Origin of the sequence: Clostridium sp. ZBS15, assembly GCF_023845705.1 — a bacterium.
Lineage (GTDB): Bacteria > Bacillota > Clostridia > Clostridiales > Clostridiaceae > Clostridium > Clostridium aquiflavi.
Genome location: NZ_JAMQHY010000030.1, coordinates 1 through 25,625, shown reverse-complemented (window position 1 = coordinate 25,625; position 25,625 = coordinate 1). Strand labels below are relative to the sequence as shown.

23 protein-coding genes, 1 tRNA gene and 1 riboswitch are annotated in these 25,625 nt (G+C 25.7%); of the genes, 7 read left to right on the top strand and 17 right to left on the bottom strand.

The annotated features are described in order from the left end of the window. Positions 1–26 precede the first annotated feature (26 nt). The gene (locus tag NG904_RS08860) at positions 27–494 is read right to left on the bottom strand and encodes a DUF6106 family protein (RefSeq protein ID WP_252231180.1); all 468 of its coding nucleotides are present in this window, start codon (positions 492–494) and stop codon (positions 27–29) included. Positions 495–836: 342 nt separating this feature from the next. Between NG904_RS08860 and NG904_RS08855 the strand changes: the two genes are divergently transcribed. Next, positions 837–1,703, top strand: a complete 867-nt coding sequence (locus NG904_RS08855; protein ID WP_502801461.1) for an IS3 family transposase — start codon at positions 837–839, stop codon at positions 1,701–1,703. A 78-nt stretch (positions 1,704–1,781) separates the two neighbouring features. Here the strand turns inward: NG904_RS08855 and NG904_RS08850 are convergent, their stop codons facing one another. After that, positions 1,782–2,282 carry a GNAT family N-acetyltransferase gene (locus NG904_RS08850; RefSeq protein WP_252231178.1) on the bottom strand — a complete coding sequence of 167 codons (501 nt, stop codon included), beginning with the start codon at positions 2,280–2,282 and terminating at the stop codon, positions 1,782–1,784. A gap of 262 nt (positions 2,283–2,544) precedes the next feature. Here NG904_RS08850 and NG904_RS08845 point away from each other — a divergent pair, with 262 nt between their 5' ends. Further along, the gene (locus NG904_RS08845) at positions 2,545–2,679 is read left to right on the top strand and encodes an IS3 family transposase (protein WP_353846055.1); all 135 of its coding nucleotides are present in this window, start codon (positions 2,545–2,547) and stop codon (positions 2,677–2,679) included. Between the two features lie 660 nt (positions 2,680–3,339). Here NG904_RS08845 and NG904_RS08840 read toward each other — a convergent pair. The 3 genes from NG904_RS08840 to NG904_RS08830 all read right to left on the bottom strand — a co-directional run bounded on the left by NG904_RS08840 (position 3,340) and on the right by NG904_RS08830 (position 7,210). Continuing rightward, positions 3,340–3,414 (bottom strand) — tRNA-Arg (locus tag NG904_RS08840). A 745-nt stretch (positions 3,415–4,159) separates the two neighbouring features. Then, positions 4,160–4,816, bottom strand: coding sequence for a DUF6483 family protein (locus tag NG904_RS08835; protein ID WP_252216145.1), 657 nt, complete (start codon positions 4,814–4,816; stop codon positions 4,160–4,162). 21 nt (positions 4,817–4,837) lie between these two features. Further along, positions 4,838–7,210 (bottom strand): HAD-IC family P-type ATPase, encoded by a 2,373-nt coding sequence (locus NG904_RS08830; protein WP_252231176.1) that lies wholly within the window; start codon positions 7,208–7,210, stop codon positions 4,838–4,840. A gap of 288 nt (positions 7,211–7,498) precedes the next feature. Between NG904_RS08830 and NG904_RS08825 the strand changes: the two genes are divergently transcribed. After that, positions 7,499–8,218 (top strand): lysophospholipid acyltransferase family protein, encoded by a 720-nt coding sequence (locus NG904_RS08825; RefSeq protein WP_252231174.1) that lies wholly within the window; start codon positions 7,499–7,501, stop codon positions 8,216–8,218. A 147-nt stretch (positions 8,219–8,365) separates the two neighbouring features. Continuing rightward, positions 8,366–9,946, top strand: coding sequence for a DEAD/DEAH box helicase (locus NG904_RS08820; RefSeq protein WP_252216154.1), 1,581 nt, complete (start codon positions 8,366–8,368; stop codon positions 9,944–9,946). Between the two features lie 47 nt (positions 9,947–9,993). Here the strand turns inward: NG904_RS08820 and NG904_RS08815 are convergent, their stop codons facing one another. The 4 genes from NG904_RS08815 to NG904_RS08800 all read right to left on the bottom strand — a co-directional run bounded on the left by NG904_RS08815 (position 9,994) and on the right by NG904_RS08800 (position 12,707). Next, positions 9,994–10,506, bottom strand: coding sequence for an Hsp20/alpha crystallin family protein (locus NG904_RS08815; protein WP_252231172.1), 513 nt, complete (start codon positions 10,504–10,506; stop codon positions 9,994–9,996). A 62-nt stretch (positions 10,507–10,568) separates the two neighbouring features. After that, positions 10,569–11,189: an HDIG domain-containing metalloprotein gene (locus NG904_RS08810; RefSeq protein ID WP_252231170.1), complete on the bottom strand. Its 621-nt coding sequence runs from the start codon at positions 11,187–11,189 to the stop codon at positions 10,569–10,571. Positions 11,190–11,406: 217 nt separating this feature from the next. Beyond that, the gene (locus tag NG904_RS08805) at positions 11,407–12,354 is read right to left on the bottom strand and encodes a phosphotransferase family protein (RefSeq protein WP_252231168.1); all 948 of its coding nucleotides are present in this window, start codon (positions 12,352–12,354) and stop codon (positions 11,407–11,409) included. Positions 12,355–12,548: 194 nt separating this feature from the next. Further along, positions 12,549–12,707, bottom strand: a complete 159-nt coding sequence (locus tag NG904_RS08800) for a DUF1540 domain-containing protein (protein WP_252216166.1) — start codon at positions 12,705–12,707, stop codon at positions 12,549–12,551. A gap of 212 nt (positions 12,708–12,919) precedes the next feature. Between NG904_RS08800 and NG904_RS08795 the strand changes: the two genes are divergently transcribed. Then, positions 12,920–14,008: a PRK06851 family protein gene (locus NG904_RS08795; RefSeq protein ID WP_353735867.1), complete on the top strand. Its 1,089-nt coding sequence runs from the start codon at positions 12,920–12,922 to the stop codon at positions 14,006–14,008. A gap of 273 nt (positions 14,009–14,281) precedes the next feature. Here the strand turns inward: NG904_RS08795 and NG904_RS08790 are convergent, their stop codons facing one another. From NG904_RS08790 to NG904_RS08775, 4 genes are all read right to left on the bottom strand, one after another. Beyond that, positions 14,282–15,229, bottom strand: a complete 948-nt coding sequence (locus tag NG904_RS08790) for a siderophore ABC transporter substrate-binding protein (RefSeq protein WP_252226186.1) — start codon at positions 15,227–15,229, stop codon at positions 14,282–14,284. 302 nt (positions 15,230–15,531) lie between these two features. After that, positions 15,532–16,287, bottom strand: a complete 756-nt coding sequence (locus tag NG904_RS08785; protein ID WP_252231166.1) for an iron ABC transporter ATP-binding protein — start codon at positions 16,285–16,287, stop codon at positions 15,532–15,534. Beyond that, positions 16,284–17,234, bottom strand: coding sequence for an iron chelate uptake ABC transporter family permease subunit (locus tag NG904_RS08780; protein ID WP_252226190.1), 951 nt, complete (start codon positions 17,232–17,234; stop codon positions 16,284–16,286). Before NG904_RS08780 ends, NG904_RS08785 begins: the two co-directional genes overlap by 4 nt. Next, a complete protein-coding gene (locus tag NG904_RS08775) occupies positions 17,224–18,177 on the bottom strand; it encodes an ABC transporter permease (protein WP_252231164.1) in 954 nt (317 codons plus the stop codon). Before NG904_RS08775 ends, NG904_RS08780 begins: the two co-directional genes overlap by 11 nt. Before the next feature lie 209 nt (positions 18,178–18,386). On the opposite strand from NG904_RS08775, the gene NG904_RS08770 reads away from it, so the two are divergent. Continuing rightward, positions 18,387–19,148: a helix-turn-helix transcriptional regulator gene (locus NG904_RS08770; RefSeq protein WP_252231162.1), complete on the top strand. Its 762-nt coding sequence runs from the start codon at positions 18,387–18,389 to the stop codon at positions 19,146–19,148. Between the two features lie 324 nt (positions 19,149–19,472). Here NG904_RS08770 and NG904_RS08765 read toward each other — a convergent pair whose 3' ends face one another. Together NG904_RS08765 and dapA are read right to left on the bottom strand one after the other, a co-directional pair. Then, on the bottom strand, positions 19,473–21,134 hold the full coding sequence (locus tag NG904_RS08765; RefSeq protein WP_252216187.1) for a SulP family inorganic anion transporter: 1,662 nt from the start codon (positions 21,132–21,134) through the stop codon (positions 19,473–19,475). A gap of 308 nt (positions 21,135–21,442) precedes the next feature. Further along, the gene (gene dapA, locus NG904_RS08760; protein WP_252231159.1) at positions 21,443–22,315 is read right to left on the bottom strand and encodes a 4-hydroxy-tetrahydrodipicolinate synthase; all 873 of its coding nucleotides are present in this window, start codon (positions 22,313–22,315) and stop codon (positions 21,443–21,445) included. Positions 22,316–22,445: 130 nt separating this feature from the next. Then, a riboswitch (Lysine riboswitch) is annotated at positions 22,446–22,613 on the bottom strand. A 381-nt stretch (positions 22,614–22,994) separates the two neighbouring features. On the opposite strand from dapA, the gene NG904_RS08755 reads away from it, so the two are divergent. Further along, positions 22,995–23,798: an MBL fold metallo-hydrolase gene (locus tag NG904_RS08755; protein WP_252226198.1), complete on the top strand. Its 804-nt coding sequence runs from the start codon at positions 22,995–22,997 to the stop codon at positions 23,796–23,798. 136 nt (positions 23,799–23,934) lie between these two features. On the opposite strand, the gene NG904_RS08750 is transcribed toward NG904_RS08755, so the two are convergent. Further along, positions 23,935–24,684 (bottom strand): sulfite exporter TauE/SafE family protein, encoded by a 750-nt coding sequence (locus NG904_RS08750; RefSeq protein ID WP_252216201.1) that lies wholly within the window; start codon positions 24,682–24,684, stop codon positions 23,935–23,937. A gap of 81 nt (positions 24,685–24,765) precedes the next feature. After that, the gene (locus NG904_RS08745; protein ID WP_252231157.1) at positions 24,766–25,446 is read right to left on the bottom strand and encodes a TIGR01906 family membrane protein; all 681 of its coding nucleotides are present in this window, start codon (positions 25,444–25,446) and stop codon (positions 24,766–24,768) included. Positions 25,447–25,625: the final 179 nt, after the last annotated feature.

The following is a 25,625-nucleotide window of genomic DNA, read 5'->3' as shown; positions in this document are numbered from 1 at the left end:
TGATGTAACTTTTTTTACAAATGATCTTACATATTATTTTTAAGAAAAATATTAACCAACTTTTCTATCTCAGTATTTAAAGCTAGTTGAACTATTTCACCATTATTTAATTCAAAATTATATTTTTTAAGACCTTCAATATTAGTAGTATAAAACTTTTTTATTTTTGAATTATTATCTTTCTTAGATTCTAAAGCATATAAATTCTTTATAGAACTCTTGTCCATTTTTAAAACAATTTTTCTTTTACTCATATTAAATATTTTAGTTATAGTTAAAGTTCCATCAAAAAATTCATACTCATAATCAACATATATACACATACTACTTAAAAATAAGACTACAGATAATACTATCAATGATACCGCTATCATTAATGATAAAAAAAATATAAATAAAGATAGTATAAATAATACTATTGAAATCTTTTTCATGACTTGGCTACTTTTATGTGATTTGTCTGAAGGAATAAATTGTTCAGCAAAAATCTCCATGCAATATACTTCCTTTCTTTTGTTGTGACTTATGTGTTTTTACTAATTACTTAATTTGTATAACATGAATTTAGTTTACATATATATATTTTAATTGAATTTACTAAAAAATGCATTATAAAATTTAATATTTCCCTTATTTCGTTAAACTGCACAAAATTTAATACATAATTCCCCCCATAATGAACAAAAAGATTTCAATAACATGTGTTTATATGCTTTAATATAGTATTTGTATGTACATAAGTTGAAGTAAGCCGAGAATTTGACTTAGCAATGGCAAAATGAGTATAGTCTAATAATACGTTAAGATAAGTACTTTACAAGAAATTAAATGAAGTAATAGAATTTATAGATAGTAACAAAAGCAACCATGATATTAAAACTATGTGTACCGTTCTAGGCGTAGCCAGAAGCACATATTATAAATCTTTTGATAAAACTAAATCTATAAGAAAAATAGAAAATGAGGAATTAAAATCAGCTATTGAAAGGATATATAAAGAAAATAGAGGCATATATGGTGCTCCTAGGATTCATCATATACTTGGTACAGGAGGCTTTAAAGTATCTTTAAAAAGAGTTCAAAGACGAATGACTGAACTTAGTCTTTGTGCAATAACTGTAAAAAAATACAAACCTCATTCAAGTAAAAAGGTAGCAGAAGGTTTAAAAAACGTTTTAAAAAGAGATTTTACTACTACTTCTATTAATGAAAAATGGGTAGGAGATATTACATATATTCATACTATCAAAGATGGTTGGTGCTATTTAGCTTCAGTTCTTGACTTACATTCTAAAAAAATAATTGGCTACGCTTTCGGTAAAAGAATGACTAATGATTTAGTTGTTAAATCCTTGAAAAATGCTTATTGCAGCCAATCTCCTGATAAAGATAAGCAACTAATATTTCATAGCGATTTAGGATCTCAATACACTAGTAATGATTTAAAGGAGCTATGTAAAAACTTTAATATTACACAATCATTTAGTAATAAAGGTTGTCCATATGACAATACTTGTATAGAATCTTTCCATTCCTCAATAAAAAAAGAAGAAATTTATAGAAATACATACCGTACCTTCGAAGAAGCTAATAAAGCTATTTTTAAATATATTGAAGGATGGTATAACAGAAAAAGGCTACACTCTTCTATTAATTACATGACTCCAGATCAATGTGAATCATTAGCTAGAAATGCAGCATAAACATAAAAAAGTTTGACTTTTTGTATCCAAGATATTGACATAAGACCAATCTTTATATATAGATCTTAATAGCAACTTTTAATCAATTCCTACCATCTTGCTTCTATACTCCATAAGTACAGTATCACTCCATTTACCATTACTAAGTTTAGCTATCCTTTCTCTTATTCCAATTATCCTAAAACCACAATTTTTATGAAGCTTTATGCTTCCTATATTTTCTCTTATAATTGAAGAATAAAAACTCCATACTCCCTCTGCTTCAGAAACTTTTATAACTTCAGTCATTAGAGCTTTTCCAATTCCTTCTTTCCTATGCTTTTCAGATATGTATATACTTACTTCAACCACACCTGAATAAACACTTCTGCTTGATGTAGGGCTTAATGCCACCCATCCTAAAACTTCATTTTCACTTACAGCTACAAGTCTGCCAAAGTTTAAGTGATATTTATCCCACTCTTCAAAAGATGGAATTTTAGTCTGAAAAGTAGCAATTCCTGTTCTTATATCTTGAACATAAATCTTACTTACTTCATTCCAGTAATCTTTAGTCATATTAATTATTTCATAATCCATATCTCACCCTCCTTTTTCTATTCTTTCATGTATACTTGTATTATATTCCTATTATAATAAGCAGTTCAACTTAATAAGTTTATATTCGCTTTCAAATTTTTACACATAAAAATACCAGCTAATTAAATTCAAAGGTATGTTATTAAAGAACTTTTCCTAAAAAATTATATAATAAAAAGAGGGTTCAAAAATTAAAATACTTGAATTGAATCTTTACCAAAAAGCTCTTTTATAATAGGATCAAAAATGTTAAGGAAATAAAATATATGATAATGAAGTTATTAATAGAGGTATTTTTAAATATATTAAAGGATGGTATAACAGAAAAAGACTACACTCTTCTATTAATTACATGACTCCAAATCAATGTGAATTATTAGCTAGAAGTGCAGCATAAAAAAGTTTGACTTTTTGTGTCCAAGATATTTACATAAGATCATATTATAGTCATACTATAGTAATTATAAAATACTTTTATTTATTGTTTTTTTTAATAAGTAAAAAATAAAATATTAATTTATATAAGTATTAATTTACAAAATAATTAAAAAGCCCCTTAGAATTAAATCTAAAGGACTAAATTTTAGTACTTTTTATAAATAAATACTATTAACCAACTTAAAATACTCAATGTAATTATTACCATAAACGGTTCTGAAAATAAAGACCCTATTATTATAAATACAAATGGGAAAATTATAGTTAATTGCATTATAAAGTGTATTTTTTTATTTTATGTCTGTTTTCTTCTTTTAAGTTATATCGAATCATTTTTATTGAATATAGTATAGCAATTATAGATAAAACAGTTAATAAACATGAAACCATATAACCCTCCTATTTAATTTCCACTTCTTGGATTTATATTGACTTTAAAATCAACATCATATTAACATATACTCATTGTCTTTTTTTGCAAAAATTAGTATTATGACACATTATTTTTTTCTCCCTAAAGATACCCAAAGTAACAAAAAACATTTTTCAGGAAAATAATCCCCAAAGAAGATATAATAAAAGCTACAACCATTGATATTTCTAGGTTGTAGCTTTTTATTGGTATCCCCAGTAGGAATCGAACCTACATCTGTCCCTTAGGAGGGGACTGTTCTATCCATTTAACTATGAGGACTTGAATTATGAAATTATATATTAAATTTTATTATAGTTATTATCCATTGTCAAGTAATGCTATTTATACAATCCATCTCCACAAAGTTCATTTAAAATATCATCTTTTATTAATGTTGGTATTTTAATATAAAGGCGAATCTGACATTGGAATTTACTTTTTAGAATCCTTAAGTGAGAAACCAAAAATAAGTATCCAAATTTTATATTTGGCTAAACAAACTTTCACCCATTACAAAATTTAATTTTAAAAACACATTAATCAAGCTATTATTAATATATGTTGAGATATGCAATATGTAAAGTTGGCATTGCAATTGGACTTTGAGAATACTTAAGTGAGAATCTAAAAGTAAGTGTCCAAATTTTACATTTGGCTACACGAACTTTCACACAGTGCATTTTATATTTAGCTTTTCGAACTTACTCAGCGAAGTCGAGTTTCCTTTTAATATTCTCACATTTACTGCTTGTCTCNNCAAGCTAAAATGGGACTATACTCATTTTCGCATTCCAACCAAGTTAAATTACTAAAAACATTACTTTATATTAATGTTGGTATTTTAATATAAAGGCGAATCTGACATTGGAATTTACTTTTTAGAATCCTTAATAAAGATTTGTTGGATTAATTGCTTGTCACAATGTTTCATTGGGAACACGCATTAATTAGACTAAGCTTTATTCTAGTATTCTTAAAGTAAATTCCTTAGCTCAGTGAGCTTTATATTAAAATATTCAACATATTATTTAAGTTTTTTACTAAGTTCTAAATAGCTATCTTCTACTTCTTCTAATGGTAAGTTTCCTTTGATTAATTCTTCTTCTGGCTTTTGTTTTAATTTATTATAAAATTCTAATCCCATTTCTATATTATTTTTATCATTATTACTTTTATCTATAATATAAAACAACATATCTTCTGCTTTATCTAACTTATTCATTAATTCGTAAAACTTAAAAATTTGCATATCACTTTCTAATGGAACATCATATTCTCTTAATTCATTTATTAAACATTCTATATCTTTAATATACTTATCACTATTAATCTCTTCTTCATCATATATTTCATAAAAAGCTTGTAGTGATTTTAAATAATAATTTAACATCATTGATTCATCGTTGTCTTTTAAGCAAATCTTTCCTTGTAATTGTAATAATTCTCCCAGTGCAATATATTTTCCTAAATTATAAGAAGCATCTTTACTAATTATTTCCCTAACACTATTAAATGATAAGGTATCAATAGCATTAATATCTAATCCTACTAAATTTCTAAGCTGATTATTTACTGCAATTTTAGCCTTTGTTATTTCCTCATTTATTAAATTTTTATTTACTTCTTCTTTTATTAAATCTAAGCTATTTTCCATCTCTTTCATATAATCATTTTTAAACATTAATCTCTCACTTCCCAATAACTAATATTCGAATTTAAATACCTTATTAACTTTCTTCCTTACTAAGTCTACTATTTTAGTAATTAATGGAGCTGATAATATTATTACTACTAAAGATATTATCCAATGTCTTAATTTTAATTTTTCTAATGTGAAAATAATTCTTCCTATTGGAGTAATAAACGCAAGTATAACTATTCCAAACATCAAAACTACTAAACAAAATTTAAATGTTGTTAAAGGTCTTGATACTTTAAGTAAAATAATCATACTAACACCTGAAAACATAAGTAATGCTAAAGTTCTACTGTACTCTATGGAAGCTCCTATATAAAATGAACTTATAAATGTTAATGTTGTAAACAATGCTAAGAATATACCATTGGGAATACTCACAGTTAAAATTCTATGTAAAAACCCTTTCTTTACTCCACCTTCATTAGGAAGTAATGCTAAGAAAAATGCTGGAATACCAATTGCACAACTTCCCACTAATGACATTTGTATTGGTAAAACTGGGAATGGTAAAAATAACAATGAAAAAACTAAAGCTAATATTATAGAGTATACTGTTTTTGATAAAAATAGTTCAGCAACTCTTTCTAAATTATTTATTTGTTTTCTTCCTTCTTCAACAACCTTAGGTAACGCTGAAAAATCTGATTTTAACAATACTAACTGTGCCACTGCTTTAGTTGCATCTGATCCATTTGCCATAGCTATTCCACAATCTGACTCTTTTAACGCAAGTACATCATTTACTCCATCACCAGTCATAGCAACTGTATGACCTAACTTTTGAAGTGATTTAACTATTCTCTTCTTTTGATGAGGCGTTACTCTTCCAAAAACAGTGTTATTTTTAATCATTTCATTAAATTTTTCTTCATTTTCCGGAAGATTTCTAGCATCTATTGAATTTTCCCATCCATTTACTCCTGCTTTTTTAGCAACAGTTGAAACTGTCAATGGATTATCACCTGATATTATTTTTACTTCTACATCTTGTTTATTAAAATAATCTAATACATCTGGTGCTTGTTCTCTGATTATGTCTTCTATTAATATTAAAGCTACAGCTTCAATCTCTCCACTTAATTTATAATTAAGTTTATTGTTCTTAACCTTAGCTAAAAGTAATACTCTTCTTCCTTTCGCTGCTTCTTCATCTACTAATGATTTAATACTACTATATTCTTTATTTAATATAATTTCTGGTGCTCCTATTACCCACGTACCTAAATTTTCAAAGGTAGCACCGCCCCACTTTCTTTTAGAGGAAAATACTATCTTATTTGTGCATTTTAAATCATTATTAAAATCTTTATATATTTCTAAGATGGCTTTTTGAGTTGCATTATTACTAGGTAAATTGTATGTAAGTGCTGCTAATACTGTATCTATTTCTCCTGATTTAATATCACTAATATTTTTTATGTCAACTAATTTTAAATTTCCTTCTGTTAATGTTCCTGTTTTATCTAAACATAATACATCAACTCTTGCTAAAACTTCTGTTGAACATAATTCTTGAACTAGTGTATCATATTTAGCTAGTTTAACTATTGCAACTATGAATGTAGCACTTGTTAAAAGAACCAATCCTTCTGGAATCATACCTATAATTCCAGCTACAGTTCCAATTGATGCTTGTTGCCATGTTACATTATTTATCATAAGTTGAGTTACTGTAAGTAAAATTGATAACGGAATTATTATCCATATTATTACTCTAAATATTTTATTTATAGCATTTTGTAATTCTGAATTTATTAATTTAAATTTCTTAGCCTCTTCTGCAAGTCTAGATGCATATGTTTCTTTTCCAACATTAGTTACTTTAGCATACGCTTCTCCAGCTACAACAAAACTTCCAGAAAATAATTTATCATCACTATATTTTATAATAGAATCAGATTCTCCAGTTAACATAGATTCGTCAACCTCTAGTTCTACTGATGAAATAACTTCACAATCTGCTAGTATTTGCGCTCCTGTATCCAAATACAATATATCATCTAAAACAATTTTTTCTAAAGGTATTTTTTTTACCTCTCCATTTCTTAGAACATTAGCATAAGCTTCATTTATAACAGATAATTTTTCTAATGTTTTTTTAGCTCTAAGTTCTTGTGCTATACCAATTAAAGTATTAACTAATATAACTCCTGCAAATATTGAATTTTTAGGTGATCCAGCTATTATAACTACTATTGCTAATATTAAATTTATAGTATTAAAACTAGTGAATAAATTAGCTCTAATTATTTGCCATAATGTTCTTGATGGAGCTTTCGGAATATAATTAACTTTTCCTTCAGCAATTCTTTCAGTTACTTCTTTATCACTAAGGCCTATAAGATCATTGTTTTTCTCTAGTGCATCTGTATCCATTTGATCCTCCTCTGCTTTATTTATCTTCATTTTATTTATCGTAATTTTTTTAAATAATTAACAATATTTTATCTACTATAATAATTATATCCTTTTTTATATTATTTTCCTTTAATTTTATATTAAAATAATTTTAAATATATCTTATTATTGGTTTTAAAATTATTATTTTAGGGCTAGAATTAAATTTGTGTGCTTATCCTTTAAGTATTTGCTGCTATCTTTTAAATAATGCATTTTTATAATATACTATATTTATGTAGTAATTAAAATTAAGGATGTGTAAACATGATAAGAACAATAACATTTTCTATAGCCATAATTTTTAGTTTATTATTTGTATCTATGAATAAATTTAAAATTAAATCCTTAGAAAATAAGGGGAATTTAGAAGAAAAAAAAGAATTTATTCATAAAGTTACTTCTAAGTGGGCAAGATTTGTAATGAAAGCTTGTGGTGCAAGAATTAATGTGGTAGGATTAGAAAATATACCTAAAGATGAGACTATATTATTTGTATCTAATCATCAAAGTAATTTTGATATTCCATTATTACTGAGTTCTATTGATGTCCCAAAAGGCTTTATCGCAAAAAAAGAATTAGAAACTGTTCCATTTATTAGTACATGGATGAAATACATAAATTGCGTTTTCATGGATAGAAAAAACTTAAGGAAGTCTGCTGAAGCAATAGTTCAAGGAATTAGCATACTTAAAACTGGCTATTCTATGGTTATATTTCCAGAAGGTACTAGAAGTAAAGGAAAAGAAATTGGTGACTTTAAAGCTGGTAGCTTTAAATTAGCTTTAAAATCAAAATGCATTATAGTTCCTCTTACTATTAATGGAACTTACAAATTATTAGAGCAAACCAATAGAATAAAGCCTGCAAATGTAGAGCTTGTAGTACATGCACCAATTTATACAAAAGATTTAACAAAGGAAGAACAAGATGAACTTCCAAGTAAAGTTAGATCAATAGTATGTAGTAAATATAAAGATAATTAGCAATTTCAAGATTTATAAATTTCAAAATTTGTAAATTTTTTAGATTTGACATTATATAAACTACTCTGTTAAACTTATTTTATTTGACTTATGTAAATTAAGTAATATAAAGTAACCAATTTTAGATAAAAGAAACGAGGATATTTAATGAACGATAACAAATTTTATTCTTTAGGTCTTAAAGACACAATTGTAAAAGCAATAGAGGATTTAGGATTTAATACCCCTTCTCAAATACAAGAAGAAAGTATACCTGTAACACTAGAAGGTTTTGACTTAATTGGTCAAGCACAAACTGGTACAGGAAAAACTGCTGCGTATGGTTGTCCTATACTTAGCAGATTAAATGACACGAACGGAATTAAAGCACTTATTTTAGCTCCTACAAGAGAGCTTGCTGTACAAGTAAATGATGAACTTAAAAAGCTTTCAAAATATGAAAAAGCAAATGTATTACCTGTTTATGGTGGAGAGTCTATCGATAGACAAATCAAAGCCTTAAGAAGAGATAACATTGATATTGTTGTTGGAACTCCTGGAAGAGTGTTAGACCTTATAAACAGAAAAATACTTAAATTAAATACAGTAGATTTCCTAGTATTAGATGAAGCTGACGAAATGCTTAATATGGGATTCATCGAAGATATTGAAACTATAATAAGTAATACTCCTGCTGAAAGACAAACTTTATTATTCTCTGCTACTATGCCTGCTCCAATAGCAAAATTAGCTAAGAATTACATGAAAGCAGATGCTAAGCACGTAGCAATAAAGAGAAGTTCACTTACAGTATCTAAAATAGAACAAAACTATTTTATGATTAACAATAAACATAGACTTGAAGCACTTTGTAGATTATTAGATTTAGATAATCCTTCTTCTGCTATAATATTCTGTCGAACTAAGAGAGGTGTTGACGAATTAGTTGAAGAACTTCAAGGTAAAGGATATGTAGTTGAGGGTATGCATGGAGATATGTCTCAAGTTCATAGATTAACTACTTTAAAGAAATTTAAAGATGGTTCATTAAACTTATTAATCGCAACTGATGTAGCTGCTAGAGGTATTGACGTTGACGGTATTACACATGTAATAAATTATGATTTACCACAAGATGTAGAATCATATGTTCATAGAATAGGAAGAACTGGTAGAGCAAATAGAACTGGTACTGCATATTCTTTAGTAACTCCAAAAGAATTAGGTATGCTTAAACAAATTCAAAGAGTAACTAAAAGTACAATAACAGAAAAATCTGTTCCAACAGCTAATGAAATACATAGTAGAAAATTCACTAATATAGTTAATGAAATTAAAGAAACTATTGATAGTGGTGATTTTAGCACATTTGTTCCAAGTGCTATAGAATTAAATGAAGCTTATGATCCAATTTCTATAATAGCATCTTTAATGAAAATAAAATTCGAAAATGAAAGCAGTTTTGAATATAATACTGATACATTAGATGCACCTAGTGCTTCAAAAAATGATGTACGTTTATTCTTCTCTGTTGGAAAGAAAGATGGTTTAACTCCAAAAATCTTAATAAACTACATAAAAGATCAAAGTAGAGTAAGACCTGCTGCTATTGGTAAAATAGATCTTATGGATAATTTCTCATTTGTGACTATAGATGAAGATGTTTCTTCTAAAGTATTAGAGAAATGTATCGGCGGTAAAATAAATAGAAAAAAAGTTAATGTTGAAGTAGCTAATAAAAGAAAATAATATTTAGAACTTTTATAAAATTAGGGAAGATTTAATCTTCCCTAATTTTAATTTTCTATATAGTTTTTAACATCTATTATTTTAGAGTCTTCACTTAATGCATATTTTTTAGGCATAGATATTTTAAGTACTCCATTTTCTAATATTTTCATAATTTTACTTTCGTCTATAGATTCTATCTTATCAAATTCTTTTCTATAATTTTTCTTTACCATATAATTTGATGAAAGCATCCCTATATGTTGTGATACTTTTTCCATCTTATTTAAATTTATTGATAACTTTCCGGGATTATATTGTATACTGGTTTGTCTTAAATCTACTCCATTCAACTCAATAGTCAATATATACATATCATTATATTCTTCTAATTTTATGAATTCAGCTACATCTTCATTTTGTAAATCTTCTGATTCTTGAGAATATTCTTCTTCATATTCTTGATCTAATTCATTTATTAAACCTGATAAGTCTATATCATCAAAAAAAGATCCTATCATATTTCCCAAATTTCCTATATTTATAGTTCCCCCAAATTTAAATGGAAACATTCTAAACATCTATATACTCCTTAATAATTACTCTAATTCATATTATTAAAAATAATTTTAAATGTTAAATTTTATTTCTTGCTATTCAATGTCTTCTTAAAAAATTCTATATCATTTAAGGTTTGTTCTCTTAATGAATTATCTAATCCACCTCTACCTAATCTATCGCATAATGATACTAGTGCTATATCATCTACACTGACATCTTTTAGAATGCCTTCAACATCTTGAAATTTGGTATTTTTAATAACAAATAAACTCTGCATATGCCATCTTATTAATTTTCTAACATATGTTATAAATTCCTGACTCTCATTAAAATAATTTAAAAATTCTTCTGCCATTTCTGCTCCAACTTTATCATGATCATATGAAGTCAATCTTCCTTTTCTCATTTTAGTAGTAGGCTTTTTTCCTATATCATGTAATAATAAAGCCCACATAAATATTCTCTTATCATTACTTATTTTACGTCTTTTAGCACCTTCATCAACTACCATCATTGTATGTATAAATACATTTCCTTCTGGATGATACTTTGGATTTTGAGGTACTTCTTTTAAATCTTTAATCATTGATAGTGGATATTTATCAAAACTACCTTTATGCAATGCTTCATTTAAAAATAAAGATGGTTTTTCATCATTAAGTAAATGATTCTCTATCTCTAAAAATATCTTTTTCTCTTCCATTTTATTATTATCTCCTATACGTATGGTTCTACTAAGAATCTTTAATAAAGTTAGTATTCCTAAAAAACATCTTTATTATGATTTTTTATTTTTAGTATTCTTAAGTGAGAGTCGGAATTTTATATTTCGCTCCTCGAACTTACTCAGCGACTATCAGAAGTCGAGTTTCCTTTTTACATTTCGTCCACAAGCTTTATACTATAATATCAACACTCTATTAAAACAGTTCTAATGTATTTATTATAAGTTTCTTTATTTCTTTATGTTTATTAGGCATATCATCTTTAGTATTAATTAATTTAATTAAACTAATTAAATCAACTAGCTTAGATATTTTATACCATTCATCAATTAATCTATCATCTGAATATTTATTATACTGTTTTTCAAATATTTTAATTAAATCATTATCAAAATACTCCTCATATCTAAATAATTCACCTATATCTATCAATGGATTTCCTGCCATAGAAAATTCCCAATCTATTATTGCAGATATTTTATTATCTTTTACAAGTATATTAGTTCCTTGAAAATCACCATGAATTAAAGATATATTTTTATCTAATTCTAATAACATTTCTTTATTAGCATTTACTATATAATTTATTTTCTTAACTATATTATCACCTAATCTATTTTTAAAATTTATCCCCATATTTTCTTCATACCATGTATATAGCGGGGATAACTTGTGGATTATATTTAAGTTTTTATCTAGTTTTCCACATTCTTTATATTTAAATTTATGTATCTTTGCTAATGTCATAGCTAATTCTTCTATTAAATTTTTATCAATTTTAGATCCACCTCTAATTGCCTTACCTAAATTAACCCCATCTATATATTCATAAATACCAAAAATCTTATTTTTTATAATATTACTACTAGATATTAAATAAACTCTTTGTACTAAAATATCATTTTTAAGTAGATTTAATAAATTATTTTCCCTTTCATAATAGCAATCACACTCAGGAAATATTTTAAGTATATATTTATTTCTATTATTAGTTTCTAATACATAATTACTGCTTCTACACCCTTCGTTAATAGGATCTATACTCTCTACCTCTTCATTTAATAAAGTTTTCTTAAAAAGCTTATTAGCTATATCTAAATCTATATAAAAAAAAGGTAACGACCTCTCCCAATTATATTCCATAAAGTTTCCTCCATATTCTTAAGTCAATTGTTCAGTCCAGCTTTACTTATCCCTTTAATACTCAGCTAAAACACAGCCTTTATTTAAATTAAATTTTAAAATCACCGTACTAAATTTAATTATAATAGAAAAAGAGATTTAAAGAAAAATTTTCTTTAAATCTCTTTCATTACTTGGGTTAATTATAAACTAAATTATCTTAGTTGAAAAGATTCACAATCTGTACATTCTACTTGTTTTGGATGTGATTCATGTGTACCTACATTAATTTGATCTAACGTACAATAATTTTGTGACTCATTATGATATTTGCATGATGCAACTGAACATTTTATACTTGGATTTTTATTCATATTCTTCACTCCCTATAATTTGTTACAAGAATATTATGTGCTTTATATGTTTTTTTATACTTTTATTAAATTCAAAAATTTGATTCTGTTTTAAATGACATACAAAAATCTTAATACTTAATTAATGTATATTTTATCAAATTTACACATATAAAAATTCTAGTCATATAATATTTAGTGTTAAAATTATTTTTATTTAGGAGTTGATGAACTTGGCTGGAAAAATTTTAAATTATTTTGCTTCTGCTAATACTTCAAAAGGGTTTTGTAACTTATTTTCATCTAATTTAGATAACTTAGATAAAATATATATTCTAAAAGGTGGACCTGGCTGTGGAAAATCTACACTTATAAAATCTATTGGAGATGAATGGTGCAATAAAGGTTATGATATAGAATTCATTCACTGTTCTTCTGATAATGATTCTCTTGATGGAGTAATAATACCAAAAATTAAAGTAGCAATAGTTGATGGAACTGCTCCTCATGTTATAGAACCTACTGCTCCTGGTGCTATTGAAGAGTATGTTAACTTAGGCGTTGCTTGGGATACTAATAAATTAAAAGAACATACAAAAGATATACTAAAAATTAAAAAGCATATTTCATCTTGTTATAATAATGCTTATAAACTATTTGAAAAAGCCCTTGTAATACATGATGATTGGGAAAAAATATACATTGAAAATATGGATTTTAAAAAAGCAAATGAACTAACAGCAGATGTTATAAAAAAACTTATAGGAAATACTAAATTCAACAAAACTGCTGTAATAAAAGATAGATTTTTAGGTGGATCTACACCTAAAGGCCCCGTTAATTTTGTTGAAAACTTAACTGAGAACGTTTCTAATAGATATTTTGTAAAAGGAAGACCTGGGTCTGGAAAATCTACACTATTAAAAAAATTAGTAAAAGAATGTAAGTTAAGAGGAATTGATGCTGAAGTATATCATTGTGGATTTGATCCAGATAGCCTAGATATGGTTATAATGAGAGAATTAGACGTATGCATCTTTGATTCAACTGCTCCACATGAATATTTTCCAACTAAAGAAAATGATTTTGTAATAGATATGTATACAGAACTAATAACTCCAGGTACTGATGAAAAATATGCTAATAACTTATCTGTTATTCAATCAAAATATAAAGAAGCAATTTCAAAAGCTACCCTATATCTTGCAAAAGCTAAATCTTATCATGATGATTTAGAAAAGATATATATTAATACAATTGATTTTAATAAAATTGATGATATAAAGCAAAGTTTAGTTGATTTAATAAAAACTTTTGAATAAACACAAAATCTATCAAATCAATTAAAAATATCAAATAATTTATGTAAATTAAGTATTTGATTTTAAATATAACTGGAATTTAACTTTCCAGTTATATTTAAAATTTCCTTGTGGAATACTAAAATTATGATTTAAATTATTCTCTACATTTTTTGATAACAAAAAAGTTCTTTATAACTATGCCTATTCTATTATCTTATTAAAAGAAAAAAATCATATGTAGACATTATTCTACACATGATTTTTAATTTACATTGAAAATTCTATAAATATTTACTTAAATGCTTGTTCAATTTCTTCTATCATTGTTAATGTTGTATTTATTCCACCAGTTGCTATATACCATACATTAGCATCTAAATATACTATATTATTATTTTTGTATGCATTCGTACTTTTTACTAATTCATTATCTAAAAGGGCTTTAGCAGATATTTGTCCTCCAGTTACTGCACTTCTATCTACTACGAAAAGATAATCTGGATTCTTTTCAACAAGATATTCAAATGAAGCCTTTTGTCCATGAGTAGATGATTCAATATCACTATCTACTGGCGCAACACCAAAGTTTTGATGAATTATTCCAAATCTTGATTCTTTACCATATACACTAAAACTTCCATCATTAGCTAATATTATTAATCCATTCTTTTGACTTTCACTTGTCTTTTTATTTAATTCTGCAATTTTAGAATTTATTCCTTGAAGTTTTTTATTAATTTCACCTTCTTTATCAAATATTTGACCTAAAGTATTCATATTGTTAGTAAATGACTCCATATAACTTTCATTTTCTATTCCTAAGTATATTGTTGGAGCTATCTTACTAAATTCATCATAACTTTCTTCTTGTCTACCTGATATTATAATTAAATCTGGCTTTGCTTCATGTACTTTTTCAAAATTTGGCTCTTTTATTCCACCAACATTTATGTACTGGTCAGAACTATATTTGTCTAAATAAGAAGGTATTCCATCTTTAGGTACTCCTACCACATTAATTCCTAATGCATCTAAAGAATCTAGTACACCATAATCAAATACTACTACTCTTTTTGGATTTTTAGTTACTTCAGTTTCACCTAATTTATGTGTAATTGTTATTTTCTCATTATTATCATTACTACCTTTTCCTACAAACTTAGTAGCTTCTACTATTCCAAAAAGTCCTACTATTATTGCTACTACTATTATTATTGTTTTTTTACTTATTTTTTTCATTTTTTTCCTCCTATATTTTTCATTTATTATTGTTTTTACTTATTTTTCTTCCTAAATTTAATATCTAAGCTATACGACTCCATAATTAATATTCTATTCTTTAATGATAATCTAATAGTAATTAATACTAATTTGCGTCTAATAGTCTACCTAGTAACTAAAAAATAGATTCTGTTCAATTAGATATACACTTTATACTCTTCAGACAGCTCTGTAATGATCTTTAATCTATTATTATCAAAGAATATACGTTAATTAATATGGATCACTTTAATAGCCTGTCTAGTGCCTTAAAACGTAGATTAAAAATACACACATATTGGTCTATTATCTATATTTGTAACATTAAAATTCATTTCATATATGCTTTCTAAAATCTCCTTATTTATTATTTCACTTGTTTTTCCTTGATTAACTACTTTTCCATCTTTTAAAGCTACTATATAGTCAGAGTAACATGATGCAAAATTTATATCATGAATAACTATTATGACAGTTTTACTCTTTTCATTGACTAATCTCTTTAAAATTTTCATAATCTCAACTGAATGTTTCATATCTAAATTATTAAGTGGTTCATCTAAAAGTATATATTTAGTATTTTGAGCTATAACCATAGCTATATAAGCTCTTTGCCTTTGTCCTCCACTTAATTCATCTAAATATCTATCTTGCAAATCAGTAAGTTCCATATAATTAATAGCTTCATCAACAAAAGCTTTATCTTCACTCGTTAAATTTCCACCACAATAAGGAAATCTTCCAAATGTAACTAGCTCTCTAACTGTAATTCTTATGTTTATATTATTGTTTTGTTTCAATATGGATATTGTTTTTGATAAATCTTTATCTTGCCATGTAGATAGCTCTTTAGCATCAATTACGACATCGCCACTGTCTTTTTTAGCAAGTCTACTTATCATTGATAGTAATGTACTCTTACCTGCCCCATTAGGCCCAATAAATGATATTATCTGATTTTCATGTAAATCTAAAGAGACATTATCTACTACTTTTTTTTCACCATATTTTTTAGTTATATTTTTTACTGTTATCATACACTTCTCTCCTTTAGTAAAAGGTATATGAAATAAATTCCTCCAACAAAATTTATAATTACACTTACTGTTGTTCCAAAATTCATATATCTCTCAACTATTAATTGTCCTCCAATTAAAGCAACTATACTTATAAGAATTGATGCACTAAATAAGTGTTTATGCTTATAAGTAGGTAACATCTGCCTCGCTATATTTACTACTAAAAGTCCTAAAAATGTTATTGGCCCAACTAATGCCGTAGCTACTGATACAAGTATTGCTACACAAATAAGCATCTTTTTTACAATATTATCGTAATCTACCCCTAAATTAATAGAATGTTCTCTTCCTAATAGCATTACATCTAAAGTATCTAAATGTTCATAAACATATGCAAATACAAGAACTACTATTATAAGAGATATAAAAAGTACATTTGTATTTACATTATTAAAACTTGCAAACATTTTATTTTGTAAAGTTTGAAACTCATTAGGATCAATAACTACCTGCATAAAAGATGTTAAACTCTCAAATAATGTTCCAAATACAAGCCCTACAAGAAGTAAAAAGAATATATTTTTACTTCCCTTCTTAAATAAGAACTTATACAAAATTCCTGTAAAACAGAGCATTGTTATAAGTGATAAGAAGAAATTTAATTTTTTATCAGTCAAAAATAAATTGCTAGATCCAAATAAAAACACTATTATTGTTTGAATTAACATATATAATGAATCAAGTCCAATAACACTAGGTGTTAATATATGATTCTGACTTATAGTTTGAAATATCACAGAAGAAAATGCTATAGATGCTCCTGTTAAAACTATTGCTATAACTTTAGGAATCCTTCTTGACAGTGCATATGAAAGATTATTTGAATTTAATCCTATTACTACAAACAATACACAAAGTATTATTGCTGAAAAACTAAGTATTAATAATTTCTTATTATGCCTCATGACCAGACCTCCTAAATATTAAGTAAAGGAATGCTATACTACCTATTACCCCTACTGTTAAGCTTATTGATATTTCATATGGATAGATAATCAGTCTTCCTAAAATATCACATATTAATAAAAAGATAGGTCCTATTAAGGCTGTAAGTCCTAATACATTTTTTAAATTATCTCCATAATACATAGTCACTATATTAGGCACTATAATACCTAAGAATGGTATTGCTCCTATTGTTATAACTACCACTGATGAGATTAAGGCCACTATTACCAGTCCTAAATTAACAACACGATTATACTTTATTCCTAAATTTGTACAAAAGTCCTCTCCCATTCCAGCGATAGTAAACTTATTAGCATATATAGCTGCTATTATTACAAGAGGTATACTTATATATAATAGTTCATATTTCCCTTTCATGATTAATGAGAAATCGCCTTCCATCCATGAATTTATATTTTGAACAAGATCATACCTATAAGAGAAAAACATAGTTATTGAACCAACTATTTTTCCAAGCATCATACCTATAAGAGGTATAAAAACTATATTTTTAATCTTTATTTTCTTTTGTATTTGCATAAATAAAAGTGTTCCAAGTATTGAAAATGTAAATGATAAAAGCATTTTATTCATCATAGTTGCCTGTGGAAATATAAGCATACATACTAATATTCCTAATTTAGCAAAATCTATTGTTCCAGCAGTTGTAGGTGAAACAAATTTATTCCTACTTATCTGCTGCATTATAAGTCCACTTATACTCATTCCAATTCCAGCAAAGATTATACTTATAAGCCTTGGTAATCTACCAATTAACATAAGGTTTATTTTTTCACTATCTAAACTAATAATATCTGATAATGATATGTCACTTACTCCAATAAATAATGAAGCTATTGACAGTATTACCAACAATATTAACAAGTATATTTTTTTCATTTTTCCTCCATATGTAATATAATTAAATTATATTTTTATAATTTAATGTTTTCTTTTGTATAATTTATATTTTTAATGTTTTAATTTTAAATATGGTTATCTTTTTAAAATTAATAATCATTCTCAATTAGTATACATTTTTATTTAGTTCATGTCTTAAAGTATATATATTTTTTTTAAACTATATTTGTATAATAAAGGAGGATCATTTGGAAACTAAAGAAAAAAACTTATTGTTTATCATTGAAAACTTTTATTTATGTACATCGATGCCAATAAAAGTTGTAGATTCTATTGGAAAAATCATTTTATCAAAAGGTAATGTTGAAGATTCTAATGAAGATTTTATATGTAAACATATAATAAATTTAATATATGAAAAACAAAATCTAAAAAACAATTTTCAGATAGTAGAATATATTGATTTGAATTTTGCTATTTGTCCATATTTATTTAATGATGATAATTTCTTTTTTATTTTAGGACCTTTTAATAAAGAAAAAATTGAGAATTCAAAGTTTATCTATAGACCATTACACTGTATACCTCATCTCATACAGTTACTATATAATTTTGATAATAATAAAATATCAAATAAACATAATAATAAGCATATCTATAAACATGAGTATATAATAAATAAAATATATAGTTTTCATATAAAAAGAGCCTTAGAATATATACATGAAAACTATAAAAAAAATATTACTTTAGATGACATAGTCTCTCATGTAAATATAAATAAAAGCTATTTTTGTAGTTTATTTAAAAAAGAAATCGGTAAAACTTGTACACAATATATAAATTCTTTAAGAATAAAAGAAAGTGAAGAGTTATTGCTTAATACAGAAATGTCATTACTAGATATATCTCTAACTGTAGGTTTTAATAATCAAAACTACTATAATAATTTATTTAAAAAAGAACATCGCATTTCTCCTCTTCAATTTAAGAATAAATATTTTAGTTAACAATCTATTTTTACAAAGTGTTGATATATTCGTAAGTAAGTGGGTTAAGTATTTGAACTTAGTAATGCTAAAAATTTAATTCCAATGGTAATTTGCCTATTTAATATATAAGCACATATTTAAAACATAAAAAAATAATCATTTAAATTAAAAACCGTCATAGATAATAATTTTATAATTATTTTCTATGACGGTTTTTATATACTATAATCTAATATATTTGTTGAAATTAAAGATTGCTATTTTAGTATATCATTATGTTATACTTTACTTTTTAAATCTCATTTAATCTAATTATGTATAATATAGATCTATTTTAAAAATTTAACTTACAAAACTAGATATATTTTTTATATATCCACTTGCTACAGTTATAGCTTCTCTTTTAGTGTTGTATATATTTTCTTCACCAATTGCATCTGAAATTCCCATATTTCCTAAAACATTTCTTGGTTGTTCTTGAACATGTGTTATTAAAAGTTTTATTTTATTTTTTCTGCAATGTTTAAGTAGTTTACCTAATGCCTCTATTGCTGAAGCATCTATTGCATAACTATGTCTCATATCTAATATAAGAACTTCTGCCGTTGATTTAACAGCATTAACTTTAATTAAGAAATCTTGTACAATTCCAAAGAACAATGGTCCATCAACTTGATAAACAAGTATCTTTCCATCAGCTTCTTTTAACATATCTAAAACTTCTTCATCAAATACCTCTTCATCTACTAAATCTCTAATAGCAGTTGTTTCAGATACTCTCTTCATAAATAAAAACATAGCCATAAGCATTCCAAATCCAATAGCTACTACTAAGTCAAACACTATAGTGAAGAAGAACGTTATAACTAATACAATAACATCACTCTTAGGTGCTTTTAATAATGACTTAAATGTTCTCCATTCACTCATATTATAAGATACAACAGCTAATATTGCTGCAAGAGATGTCATAGGTATTAATTTAGCAATTGGCATTAAAATTAGCATAATAGCTAGTAATGTTACAGCATGTACAATACCTGAAATTGGACTTCTTCCTCCATTTTTAACATTTGCTGCTGTTCTTGCTATAGCTCCTGTTGCTGGTATTCCACCAAATAATCCTGATACAATATTACCTATACCTTGTGCAACAAGCTCCATATTAGAATCATGAGTATCTCCTATCATGCCATCAGCTACTACTGCTGATAATAACGATTCTAATCCAGCTAATATAGCAATTGTCATCGCTGGTGCAAATAATTGATTTATTGTGCTTATACTTAATTTAGGTAACATTGGCATCGGTATTGAAGATGATAATGTACTAAATCTATCACCTATAGTTTCTACTGGTAATTTAAAAGCCATTACTAGTACAGTAGATACAATTAACGCCACCAATGAACCTGGTATTGTTTTATTAACTTTTGGCCATAAAGCAATAATAAGTACGCATAATATACCTATTAATAATGTTGAAGTACTTAATGTATTCATATGTGAAAAATAACTTTGCCATTTTGGAATAAATTCTGCTGGAACATTATCTATTGTTAATCCAAAAAAGTCTTTTATTTGAGTGGATAATAAGGTTACTGCTATACCACTAGTAAAACCTACAGTTATTGTTTGAGGTATGTATTTAATTACTGTTCCAAATTTTAACAATCCCATTATAACTAGAATGATTCCTGCCATTATTGTAGCTGTAATTAATCCATCTAATCCGTACTGTTGAATAATAGAATAAATTATAATTACGAAAGCTCCAGTTGGTCCTCCGATTTGAACTTTACTTCCACCCAAAAGTGAAATTACAAAGCCTGCAAAAATTGCAGTAATAAGTCCCTTTTCAGGTGATACTCCTGATGATATCGCTAACGCTATTGATAAAGGTAAGGCTATTATAGCAACAATAATTCCTGATATAATATCTTTTGCTATCTGATTCTTAGTAATATCCTTTTGTTTTATCATTGTAAGTAGTTTAGGTAACATTATTTATATCTCCCCCTATCATATTATTTGAAACTACATTTTAGTAGTATTTTTAATTAAATTGTACGTATCAATAAAAAAACTCAACTTATTTTAAAATTGAACGCAACCCTTTTATATTACTCCTAAATATTTGAATAGTCAAAAATATTTGAGAATATAAAGAAGAAGCTTCTAATTAAATGCCACTTAACAAAAAAAATAAAACTAAAGAGATTTTATCTCCTTAATTTTATTTATTTAAAAAATATCCCCATATTTTTTACTTATTACTTATTGCTAATTGTCCTAGCCCCTTATATAAATAGTTATTTAGAAAATAACATATTATCTAATTTATTCTTAAGTTCATCTGTTATATTAATTAATGGTAATCTAACTTCATCAGAATCAATTAATCCCATGTTTTTTAAACAATATTTTAATGGAGTTGGATTAGGTTCATTAAATAATAATGGTATAACCTTGGAAATCTCTCTCCATGTTTTTAATGCTTCTTTATAATCATTTGATTTCATATCATTATATACTTTTATAAAACTTTTTGTGTTTAAGCTTGCAGATGCTAAAATTCCACCATCACCGCCAAGCGCCAATGTAGTATAAAAAAGAGCATCTTCTCCTGTTAATATTGAAAAATCATCACTTGGTCTGTTTAATAATAACTCTGAAGTTTGGCTTATATTTCCCGAGCAATCTTTTATTCCAACTATATTTTCTAGCTCTGCTAACTTATATATAGTGTCATTTTCTATATTAACTCCAGTTCTATAAGGAATATTATATATTAGTATATTTCTATCTGTAGATTCAGATATACTCTTAAAATGTTCATAAATTCCTCTTTGATTTGGTCTAGAATAATACGGTGCTACTGATAATATTCCATCAACATTATTATCTTTAGCTATTTTTAATCTTTTTATTACTTCAGATGTGTTATTTCCTCCAAGTCCTACATAAACTTTTGTTCTACCATTATTATATTCCATTGTTTTTGATAGTATTTCATTATACTCAAAAGATGATATTGTTGGGCTTTCCCCAGTAGTTCCCAATGGTATTATTCCATCTACACCTTGTTCTATATAATAATCTACCAATTTTTTATAGCAAACAAAATCAACACAATTATCTTTAAATGGTGTTACAAGTGGTATTATTATTCCTTTAATTTTCATAATTATTCCCCCTAAAAATATTGCTATAAGAAAACCCGTTATAGTAATACTATAACGGGTAGAGTTTCATTGCTAAAGCTTATAAAGATATTATTTTTTTAAATTAAAATTTAACAATAACATCTTAGTAAATCCTTGTAGCTCTCCACTTACGTGACAGTTATGCATATATTATATACATACCCAGAAATAAATTTTTGCTTGATTTATTTCTTCGGCCATTATACCTTTCCTTATTAGTCAACGTTTGCCAACTTCTAAATAAGTACTATTTATAAACAGCTCCTCTACCTTAGGTTTTCCGTATTCATTTTGACCATTATATCATTTTTAAACATTACTGTAAAGTACTTACAAGATATATTTAATATAATAATTACATTTATTGTTTTTGTTTTGTGAACTAGCAGTGCTTTCTTAGAGGTTTTATATTTAAGTTCCCCTTATTATTAAATGGAAGGACACACTATCTTTATCCCTCGTAGCTTGAACTATTTCAGGAATACATTTTTTTCTTTTATTAATATATTTAATGAACAATTCACCTTCTTGCCTGATGACAAATATCCATTGCAACTTTAGACTTATTATTTATTTTCATGTGCCTTATTGTTATAAATACATATAAACTTTATAATTATATTGTCTTAAATAATGAATTATAAGGGGATGAAATCTTATGGAATCTATAACTATGCTTGGTACTGGATCTGCTATGGTAACCAAATGCTATAATACTTGTTTCACTTTATCAAAAGATAATGAGCATTTTCTTATAGATGCAGGTGGTGGAAATACCATATTGTCAAATCTTGAAAAAGCAAACATAAATATAAATCAAATACATAATATGTTTATATCTCATAATCACAATGATCATGTGCTAGGAAGTGTGTGGGTAATTCGTTCAGTAGCAAATGGAATGTTAAATGATAAATATGATGGGATTTTTAATATTTATTGTACTAAAAAATCTATTGAGGCTATTAAAACGATTTGTTCTTATGTACTTCAAAATAAATTTTTAAAACTATTTGATGATAAAATAATATTTAATGAAATTGAAAATAATACTGAAGTTAATATATTAGGACGAAGAACAATATTTTTTGATATACATAGCACTAAAGAATTGCAGTTTGGATTCAAAACTTTTTTATCAAATGGTAAAACTTTAACTTTTCTAGGAGATGAACCATATAGAGAAGTGGTGAGAGATTTTTGTGAAAATGTAGATTATTTATTTCATGAAGCATTTTGTTTATATTCTCAAAAAGAAATCTTTAAACCATATGAAAAACATCATGCAACTGTAAAAGATGCTTGTAATAATGCTAAAATCTTAGCTGTAAAAAATGTTATACTGTATCATACTGAAGATAAAGATTTATCACATAGAAAAGAATCATATCTTAATGAAGGTAAAGAAGAGTTTAATGGAGATATATATGTTCCAGATGACTTAGAAATAATATATTTGTAAAAATATAAACGATATTAATTATAAGCTCTATTTTCAATATAACTTATAATTAATATCGTTTAACATTTCTATTATGTAATTCTATTTTTAATATTCTTATATTAAAACTTAACACTGTTTAAAAACATAATAACTTTTATATTAAATCAAGTATAACTTTTATAAATAATAAACCAATAGCTACAAATATTATTGGCTTTATTATTTTGTCGCCATTTTTAATAGCTAAATGGGCACCTAAATAATTACCAACTATTGCACATACAGCTGCTGGTACTCCAATAGAGAACATAACTTTCCCACCTAATATATATGCTATTAATGCCGAAAAGTTAGAGGCTAAATTTACAATTTTAGCATTTCCAGATGCAGTTATAAGATTAAATCCCAATATTCCTGTAAAACATATAACTAAAAAAGTTCCTGTTCCTGGCCCAAAAAATCCATCATATGCACCTAAAAACAACCCAATAATAAAAGATAACATGTACAATTTTTTATTAGATATTTCTTTTTTATTCTTAATCCCAAAATTTCTATTAAACAATAAAAATAATGAAACAATAGGTAAAATTATTATTAAACAATAATTTAAATATTTTTCATTTAGCAATAATACTATTTGTGCCCCAAACCACGATCCTATTAATGCTCCTGCTGCAGATAATAATGCTGGCTTTATTTTTATGTTTCCACTTCTAAAAAATTTTATTGATGAAACAGAAGTACCAATACAACTTGCAAATTTATTAGTTCCATATGCAATATGAATTGGTATTCCAGCAAAAATATATGCAGGCAAAGATATTATACCTCCACCACCTGCTACAGCATCAATAATTCCCGCTAAAAATACAAGTGGACATATTATTAATAATACTTCCATATAATCCCCCTAATTATTTACTATCTTATAATTTTAAGGGGTATACAAATAAGTGTCAAACTATTAATACTTGATATTTAACTATTTACAGTTTTTATAATAATATATTTTTGAAATTAAGGCATATACTAATATAAATATCAGTATAATCACACTCATTATCATAAAGAATTCTTCAGGTAATACATCAATTATTGGATCTAAATTAGAGTCAAACGCCCAATAATTATTTCTAAAAAATATTTTATGAAATGTGATAAATATTTCTGAAAAATTAATTAAAATACATAACATTAAAAATGTAACAAATACAAGTATATAATTAGCACTACTATTTAATATATATTTCAGCTCTATATAATTATCATACCTTATTTTATCTCTTATAAGAAAGTATACTCCCATTAATATCATGACTAAAAAAATATATATATCAATATAGATAAATATTCTTTTTACATCTTGAAAATGAATTTCTCCCTGAACACTCATAGAAAAATTAGGAAAATATAACTTTTCAATAAATGGATTTTGTAAATAAACTATTATTTTTTTATAGTTAATCATTAATTCTTCCACAGTTAATCCACTGACTTTTGATAAATTGTATTTATATATAGTTAACTTGTATATAAAAGTTAAATTTAATGTAATAATTACAGAAATTGAAATTGTAAATAAAGCATTAAATATACCTAATACAGAATTTATAAAATGTTTAGTTTTATAACCTTTATATGATGTCTGTAAATTATTACTCATAAATTACCCCCATAATCTTTATTTATGTCATACATTATAATTATACTCTAATTAAATGTAAAATAATACAAGTTATGTAATCTGATTTAAACTTTTAAATAAGTACATAAGATAATGTTTATAAACTTGTGGATAAGCTTAAAAAAAGAAACTAAAAAAGAGATAGTTGTTATAACTAT